Origin of the sequence: Streptomyces murinus, assembly GCF_002154555.1 — a bacterium.
Lineage (GTDB): Bacteria > Actinomycetota > Actinomycetes > Streptomycetales > Streptomycetaceae > Streptomyces > Streptomyces murinus.
In genome coordinates, this window is record NZ_MUNF01000450.1 from 1 (window position 1) to 8013 (window position 8013).

6 protein-coding genes and 1 pseudogene are annotated in these 8013 nt (G+C 69.8%); 6 read left to right on the plus strand and 1 reads right to left on the minus strand.

Translation table 11 applies throughout. From position 1 onward, the window contains the following. The first annotated feature begins 53 nt into the window (after positions 1-53). From CCN72_RS25970 to CCN72_RS25995, 6 genes and pseudogenes are all read left to right on the plus strand, one after another. Positions 54-1310, plus strand: a complete 1257-nt coding sequence (locus CCN72_RS25970) for a Gfo/Idh/MocA family protein (RefSeq protein WP_425276174.1) — start codon at positions 54-56, stop codon at positions 1308-1310. After that, positions 1258-2484, plus strand: a complete 1227-nt coding sequence (locus tag CCN72_RS25975; RefSeq protein WP_086810083.1) for a methionine adenosyltransferase — start codon at positions 1258-1260, stop codon at positions 2482-2484. The genes CCN72_RS25970 and CCN72_RS25975 overlap by 53 nt, the downstream gene beginning before the upstream one ends. After that, positions 2481-3359, plus strand: a complete 879-nt coding sequence (locus CCN72_RS25980) for a phosphoenolpyruvate carboxykinase (ATP) (RefSeq protein WP_086810085.1) — start codon at positions 2481-2483, stop codon at positions 3357-3359. The genes CCN72_RS25975 and CCN72_RS25980 overlap by 4 nt, the downstream gene beginning before the upstream one ends. Beyond that, on the plus strand, positions 3356-4414 hold the full coding sequence (locus tag CCN72_RS25985; protein ID WP_086810087.1) for a glycosyltransferase family protein: 1059 nt from the start codon (positions 3356-3358) through the stop codon (positions 4412-4414). The genes CCN72_RS25980 and CCN72_RS25985 overlap by 4 nt, the downstream gene beginning before the upstream one ends. Next, positions 4411-5139, plus strand: coding sequence for a coenzyme F420-0:L-glutamate ligase (locus CCN72_RS25990; RefSeq protein ID WP_086810089.1), 729 nt, complete (start codon positions 4411-4413; stop codon positions 5137-5139). Before CCN72_RS25985 ends, CCN72_RS25990 begins: the two co-directional genes overlap by 4 nt. A 229-nt stretch (positions 5140-5368) precedes the next feature. Beyond that, positions 5369-6056, plus strand: a pseudogene (locus CCN72_RS25995) (YdcF family protein). 480 nt (positions 6057-6536) lie between these two features. Here the strand turns inward: CCN72_RS25995 and CCN72_RS26005 are convergent. Next, the gene (locus CCN72_RS26005; RefSeq protein ID WP_143664200.1) at positions 6537-7610 is read right to left on the minus strand and encodes a hypothetical protein; all 1074 of its coding nucleotides are present in this window, start codon (positions 7608-7610) and stop codon (positions 6537-6539) included. Between the last annotated feature and the right edge of the window lie 403 nt (positions 7611-8013).

Here is an 8013-nt window from a genome sequence, read left to right on the forward strand (position 1 = left end):
TGCTCGGTGACCCGCTGCTGGCCAAGGCCCTGGAAGCGGCAGCCACGGTCGGGGTGCGGCTGCTCCTGGAGAACGAGCCGGTGTGCACCGTCGCCCACGCCGAACCCCTCCTTCAGGTCCTGGACCGCTACCACCGACAGCGTCTGGGGCTGTGGCTGGACGTGGCGAACCTCCATGAAGTCGGCCAGGCCACCCGCGGCACGGTGAAGGCCCTGGCCCCCTACGTGGGATACGTGCACGTCAAGGACTACCAGCCCGCCGGAGGCGGCGGCCGGGTCTTCTGCCCGGCNNGAGACCCATGTGCGCGACGCCCCCGCCGAGGCGCTCTCAGCGGGTGCGGCGTTCTTGCGCTCGGCCGTCTTGGGCGGCGTCGCGTGAAGCGGGTGCTGCTGGCCGGGGCCGGAGAGGTCGGTGCCAAGCACCTCGCTGCCCTCGCCGGCACGCCTGGCGTGATGGTCGCGGGAGTCGCCGATCCTGCCCCGCGCACCGACGTCCCGAGGGGCGTTCCGGTGTTCACCTCGTGGCGGGCGGCGCTGAAGTCGCTGGAGCCGGACCTCGTAGTGGTGGCCACCCCACCCGGGACCGCCCTCACAGCAGCCCGGAACGCCGCCCAAGCCGGGGCCACGGTGCTCGTGGAGAAGCCCGCCACCACCGACCCCGCCGCCCTGACACCCCAGCCGGGCGACGAACGGATCTTCGTCGCGTTCCAGCCGCACTTCGCCCCCGGCCTCGATCATCTGCTCGGCTCACCTCCGGCCGTCGTACACGCGGACGTGATGCTGGCCGTGCGACGCGATCCTGGCTACTTCCGCGGCTGGCGCCGTACCTACGCCACCGCCGGTGGAGTGCTGCATCAGCAGGCCATCCACGGCCTGGCACTCGCCCTACGGATCGTCCCCGGCGACGTCGAGGCGGTCGACGCAGAGGTCGTACACCGCCGGGGCCTGGCCGAGACCGAGGACCGAGTCGCAGCCGTCATCACCCTCACCGGCGGGACCACGGTCCACATCGACGCACGCGTGGACCACTCCGGCCCGGCGGCCCACGAACTCGCCCTCCACCTCGCCGACGGACGCCTCCTTCAGGCACGCGGCCGGAACCTCGAAGCCGGACTCGGCACCCCGGCCACCGCTCCCAGCCATGAGGAACTGCGGCGCGCGATGTACGCCGCAGTTCTGGACGCCGCCGACGGGCGTCCGCCCCATCCCTGCCTGTTCCCGCTGACCGCGCTGCGGCGCCCGCTGGAGGTGATCGACCATGTCTACCGTGACGCCCGCGTCGTACGGGTTACGGACTCCGCTGCCGCATGAACTGCCCGTCGAGGTCGTCGAACGCAAGGGCATCGGCCACCCCGACACCCTCGCCGACGGCATCGCCGAACTCGCCTCCATCCGCTACAGCCGGCACTGTCTGGACGTGGCGAGGGCGGTACTGCACCACAACCTGGACAAGGTCGCCGTACTCGGCGGCCGGGCCGTGTTCACCGACACCGACGGCGTCTACGACCGGCCACTGCGGGTCGTGTTCGGTGGCCGGATCTCCACCACCTTCGCCGGGCGCCCGCTGCCGGTGCGGGACATCCTGGAACAGGCGGCCGTCGACCACCTGCGCACCGCGCTGCCGGGCTTCGAGCGCGTGAGGCTGGAGGTCCGGCACGAGACGACCGACTCCTCCAAGTTTCCGCACTGGTTCGCCCCACGATCGCTGGAGGATCTGCCGGAGCGGCCCCGGGCGTTCTCCAACGACACCGCCTACCTCGTCGGCTCCGCCCCGCGCACGGCCACCGAGACCGTGGTGCTGCTGGCCGAGGCATGGTTCCGCCGCCTGCCATGGGCGGGCAGCGACATCAAGGCCCTCGCCGTCCGCGACGGCGTGACCTGGACGGTGACCGTGTGCGTGCCCGCTCTGGCCGGACAGCTGACCAGCGCGGCCGAATTCGACGACGAGGCCACCGCCGCGGCCGGCGAACTGACCGAGCTGCTGGCCGAACGGCTGCCGGGCAGGGCGACGGTGGTGTGCAACACCCGTGGCAGCCGCACCGGCCCGATCTCCGACCAGTACTTCACGCTTTCCGGTTCAGCCGTCGACTACGGCGAGGACGGGCTGGTCGGCCGGGGCAACGCCCGTACGGGGGTGATCAGCGGCGCCCACCTCGCGGGCAACGAGGCCACCTTCGGGAAGAACCCGGCCTACCACGTCGGCAAGGTGGGCGGCTGGCTCGCCGATGCCGCCGCCCGCACGGTGGCCGCCGAGTTCGGCCCGTGCCGCATCGGGCTGCTGTGGCGCAACGGCGCCGCGTACGACGACCCGGCCTCGATCGAGATCACCACCGCCCACCAGGCACGGCCCGGGGCGATGGCGGAATTGGTGCGGGCCACGCTGTCCCGGGCCGACTGGATGGATGACCTGCTGGCCGGCCGCTACCTGCCCACCATCGAACCGGTCGAGGATCTGCTGGTGGAACTGGAACGGGCTGCCGGATGACCGCGCACCGACTCATCACCGGCCACGTCTCGGCCCTCCTCGTACTGCCCGAGAAACTGGACACCGCGCCCGCGCAGGCCGCCGACCGGTCCCTGCCCGGCGGCTGGACCCTGAAGGCCGCCCCAGACACCAAGACGGCGGCCGACATCGAGATCACCACAGGAGCGGCGGCCGTCACCATCGAGCAGGACACCGTGCGCCTGCGACTTCCCGCCGCCGTGGCCGCCTCGGCCACCCTGGCGTACGCCACCTACACCGCGACCGAACGCATCCGCCAGCAGCAGCACAAGGTCACCGTGCACGCCACCGCCCTGATCGCACCCGACGGACAGGCGGTACTGCTGATCGGAGCGAAGGGCGTCGGCAAGACGTCCACCGCGATCGCCCTCGCGGCGCGTGGCTGGACCCACGCCGGTGACGACCTGATCGTCCTCGGCGAGCGGGGCGACGGCGGCCTCGTGGTGTGGCCGGGAAAGCCCACCGCAGCCATCCGCGACCCGACCCGACCCCTCGCGCCCAAACCCCGCCACCTTCTGGAGCCGTTCGCCACCGGCCCGGCGGCACTGGCGAGGGTCGTGCGCGTGGCCGTCCACCCGGATCTGGCTCAAGCGTCGATGACGCCCGCGGTGCCGCTCTCGGTGAACGAGCGGCTGCGGCTGCACGAGATGCTGGCCCGCTACATCTCCGGCCTGCCCACTCCGGTGACCGGTGTCTCGGGAGTGCCATACGGGCCGGTGTGGCCGCTGGACACCCCCGACCTGGCCCGCTGGCGCAGCCACCTCATCTCCGCGCTCGCGGGCTGCCGGTTCGACTACCTGCACGCCCCCGACCCCGAGACGGCCGCCGACCTGCTGACCGAAGAGGGGACCACATGAAGGCTGCCGCGATCCTGCCCAGCCGCAACGAGCCCGCCACCATCAGCGCCGTCACCACCGCCGTCGACACCGCCCTCGGCAACGTGCCGGCGGTCATCGTCAACGCCGACTCCTCCGACACCCCGACCACCACCGAGAACTTCGCCGCGACCGGCACCCGGGCGAAGAAGGTGCCGCTGGCGGGCCTTACACGGGGCAAGGGCACCCAGATCCTGGCCGCCGCCCGCCGTCCGGAACTCGCCGACGCCGAGGTGGTTCTGATCGCGGACACCGACACCCGCAACCCCGACCCGGCCGCCTACGCCGCCCTACTGGACCACGTACGGGCCGGAGCCGCCCTGGCGATCGCCGACTACCCGAGGCACTGGGACGAAGCCAACCTCACCCATCACCTCGCCCGGCCCTTGATCGCCGCCACCACTGGCCACGACGTGCCCCAGCCCCTCGCAGGCGACCTGGCCCTGTCCCACCAGGCGCTCGCTGCTGTCCTCTGCGCCGTCGAGGCCCTGCCACAGGAACTGTCGGAATGCGTGAACGGCTACGGCATCGACGCATTCCTCCTGCTCACCGCCGCTGCCATCGGGCCCCTCGCCTCCGTACGGATCGACAGGCCCAAGGAGCACGCCGGCTCCTTCCCCCACCTCCCGGCCATCTACCACCAAGCCGTCCCCGTCCTGCTGCACCTGACCGCGACGCGGACGCCACCGCCCGTACCGCCGGGCGGCGAAGCGACCGTGTACCGCGTTTCCCACCGCGCGGTCGAGCCCGCCCGCCTCCAGACCATGCTCACCGCGCTGGAGAGCCTTGGCCAACACCCAGACGGATACGATGAACACCCGTGGCCGCAGCCCGCCGTAGACGCCTGGCACGCCGTCCGCTCCGGGGTTCCAGCGGTGGAAGCGGCCCGCCGGCTGTGGCCGCATTACCTCCGCCGCGTGGCCGACTGGCTCACTACCGGAGAGCACGCCGCGCCCCGGCAGCGGGCCGGGATACTCGCCACCGCGCACGCCCGCCTGCACACCGCCGTCCTCACCGCCGCAGGAGCCCGCCGATGACCGCCGCCCCGACCTCAGGCTTCTCCGCCTTCGCCCTGGAGCCCTTCCCCGAACTCCAGCCGGGCGACGATCTCGCTGGGACCATCACCGGCGTCCTCAACCGCACCGGCACCGAACTGCGCGACGGAGACATCGTCGTCGTCGCCAGCAAGGCCGTGTCCGTGGCGGAGAAGCGGTACGTCGACCTGGCCGACGTCATCCCCGGCCCCGAGGCCCTGGCCCTGTCCGCCAAGACGGGCAAGCCCGCCGAGATCGTGCAGCTGATCCTCGACTCCTCCACCGAGCACTTCCTGGCCACCGAAAAGGGGCCGATCATCGCCCGCCACACGCTCGGTTACCAGCTCACCTCCGCCGGGGTTGACCGAGCCGGCACCGAAGGCGCCTGGCTGCTGCCCGAGGACCCTGACGCTTCCGCCCGCTCCCTGCGTGACGCCCTGCACACATACTCCGGCGCCACCGTCGCCGTGGTCATCGCCGACTCCGACGGCCGCGCCGACCGACGCGGCGCCACCGTCATCTCCATCGGCGCGGCAGGCGTGGCGCCCCTGCGGGTGACGGAGCACGGCGGCAAGCGGCAGGAGGAGACCTTCACCGACCTCATCGCCGCGGCAGCCGGCATCATCCTCGGCCAGCGCGGCCGTGGCGCACCGGTCGCGGTCCTGCGCGGCATCGCGTACGAGACCAGTGACGAGGGCGTGGCCACGATGCTCCATCACAGGTCGTGACCTGAAGAAGCGCTCGCCGTTCTCGGCCCTCTATCGACCAGCCACTCTCGCCAGCGCTGCACTGCGTACCAGTTCGCGACCCGGGGCGCGACGGCTGCGAACCGCGCCTTCGGAACCTGGGTGGCCCGGAATGATGGGTTGTCCGTCCTCGATCAGGCGGTGCAGGTGGCCCGGCGGTAGGGGCTGAGCACCCGCGCGGGATTGAGGGCATCCGGAACGGCCGGTAGGGATGAGCCAGGGAGTGCCAGTCCCGCAGCACGAGCAGCGCCAGATCACCGACGAGCAGTTCCACGAGCGACGCTGATCTGGAACTACCACCAGATGGGCCATGAACAGCGGCCCTGCTCGGCGGCGATCGGCCTGGGCAGCCACATCTCGGAGTGGCGACGACGGCCGCCAGCCTGTACCGCGCTGGCCTGTTCCCGGTCCTGATCCTCAGCGGTGGTAACAGCCCCACGACCCGTGCCCGCTTCCCACGCGGTGAAGCCGTTCACTACCGCGAGCACGCGCTGAGCCTGGGCGTGCCGGACGAGGCGATTCTGGTAGAGCCGAGGGCCGCGAACACCGGGCAGAACGTCACCTTCTCGCGAAAACTGCTGGCCGAGGCCGGTATCGCGGTGGAGTCACTGATGCTGGTCTCGAAGCCGTACACGGAGCGGCGTTCGTACGCGACCTGCCGCAAGCTCTGGCCCGAGGTGGAGGTCGTGTGCGCCTCCGAGCCGCTGGGGCTGGACGACTACATCAAGTCCATCGGTGACGAGAAGCTGGTCGTGGACATGCTTGTAGGTGATCTGCAACGGGTGATCGAGTACTCGAAGCTCGGCTTCGCCGTCGAGCAGGAAGAACCGGAGGATGTGTATGACGCCTACGAACGCCTCCTCGGCGCCGGCTTCGACAGCCGTCTCATCAGCGCCTGAACTGCTGGGGGCCGGTTTGCTGGGCGGGCGCTGCGCGATCGGCCAGCCGAACCTGTTCCCCTGGCTGGTCACGCAGCACCGCGGGGCTGGCCGGGTGTCCCGCCGTTTGGTGTCGACGGGCAGGCCGACGGCGCGGCGTAGACGCCATAGACCAGACCTCCTTGGGAGAGCCCACATGGCGCATCGGACTCAGACCGGGATCACCCGTCGCGAGTACGACGCCTACATGAACGGTGCCACCCAGGCAAGCGGTCTGACTTTGGAGGATCCCGTGTCCTTCGACGAGCCGGTGTCCCTCGGCGCGCTGCGGGGACTTTTCATCCACCGCAGAGCTATAGCTACTTGCGAAGTGCTGATCTGCGTCAGGTAACAGAGGTCGGCCCAGCAGTGGGCAGCGCGCTTCGGAAGGTGTTGCCGGACGCGGTCCAGGTGTAGCGGCCGAGGCTCCGAGCGGCTTGCTCCGCGGAGCCCGTGCGCTGGTCAGCTGCCGAACACAGCTTGGTACGCCGTCTGTCCCTGCTGCGCCAATATGGTGAGGCCGGCTGTTGTGGTGGTGATCGCGCCCAGTGTCTCCTGCACGCGCAGGTACGCGGCCCTGATGCGTCCGGGCTCCGGCTGCTCGGCAGAGGCGGCTTCCCCAAGCACCTCGACGTCCTGCACGAGGGTTTCCTCTTGTTCCGGTGAGGCTTTGAGCGTCGGGGCGAGTTGCCGTGCCAGGGCCGCGAACTCGGCGAGGGCGGAGGCGTCGAAGCCGAAGTTGTTGTTCTGCACCACGCTCTGCTGGGAGCCAGCGACGATGCCGGAGGAATTGTTGAAGGTGTAGGTGTCGCCGGCGCGCTGCTGGCGGCTGAGGTAGTCGCTCACGGTTCCTTCGGACAATACGCAGTCGGTGCCCGAGTCGGTGACTGTGGCCTTGATCGAACTTGTGGTGCTCGGGTCCTCGGACGCGCGATGGACGAGCCCTCGCTGGTTGAGGTGCTCCAGCGCGCCGAGGATCTCGTCCACGGACAGGGAGTCACCCGCGAAGTACGAACCTGGTGCTTCAACGAAGGCCATGACCTCGACGACGTGTCGGCCGCGGCCCGTCTGGAAAAGCCAGTGCAGCAAGCCGTCGCAGGCATGGACGAAGCGTGCTACTGGGTCGGCCTGCAATGCTCTCAACTGTCGAGCCGCCAGTGATCCCTCGTCGGTGAGAAAGACCTGGCAGCCACGACCGGAGAAATCCCGGGAGATCTGGACGAGTCCCTGCTGTTCCAGTTGGAGCGCCATAGTCTTGGCCTCGGCCTCGGGAAGTCCTGCCGAGTCGACGTACGCCGAGACGTCAGCGGCTACCCCTGGTTGGAGTGCCGCTAGATCGTCAAGCCATATGAGAAGGCATGAGAGGTGCGGGTCTTTTTCGATGCCAGCCTTCACCGGCGACGCCGTGGGGATCTCCGGAGCGTCCAACTGGACAGGAACACGGATGGGATGCTTGCGGGCCGCGCGCTCGAATTCCTTCGCGATCTCTCGCTGCATCTTCTCGATGCCCCGCTTGTTGATCTCGAACCCTGCCATGCACGGCCTCCTGCCGTCGGTGACGCCAAGAAGCCTAATGAGCACCACCGACAACGCGGCCCTCCTCACATGGGGGCTCACGCGGTGCGCCGAGAACGGTCGCACCGACTCTGATCCGGGCGTCACGCACCGGGGTCTGTACAGGCTGCCCTGAACTGCTGATTTACGTACGCGATTTCGCGGGCATGACCCGCGAAGGTGACGCAAGCCACACGAAGCGCGTCTCGTCACTTGAGACGGCTGGAGTCTCGAGTCGTCCTGAGCGGCTTGTGTGCGTCGCAGGGTGACCGCTCTGCCTCGACTTAGGGCACAGGGAGGGCGTGCCAGCCGTGAATTGGACTAGACAACAAACAGGGCCCAGATTGATGACCTGGACCCTTTCCATGGAGCGGGTGACGAGAAT

Bases quoted from the DNA above. Each gene is read 5' to 3' on its own strand.
- CCN72_RS25975 (WP_086810083.1), top strand. From the start codon at position 1,258: ATGTCTACCGTGACGCCCGCGTCGTACGGGTTACGGACTCCGCTGCCG.
- CCN72_RS25980 (WP_086810085.1), top strand. From the start codon at position 2,481: ATGACCGCGCACCGACTCATCACCGGCCACGTCTCGGCCCTCCTCGTA.
- CCN72_RS25985 (WP_086810087.1), top strand. From the start codon at position 3,356: ATGAAGGCTGCCGCGATCCTGCCCAGCCGCAACGAGCCCGCCACCATC.
- CCN72_RS25990 (WP_086810089.1), top strand. From the start codon at position 4,411: ATGACCGCCGCCCCGACCTCAGGCTTCTCCGCCTTCGCCCTGGAGCCC.
- CCN72_RS26005 (WP_143664200.1), bottom strand. From the start codon at position 7,610: ATGGCAGGGTTCGAGATCAACAAGCGGGGCATCGAGAAGATGCAGCGA.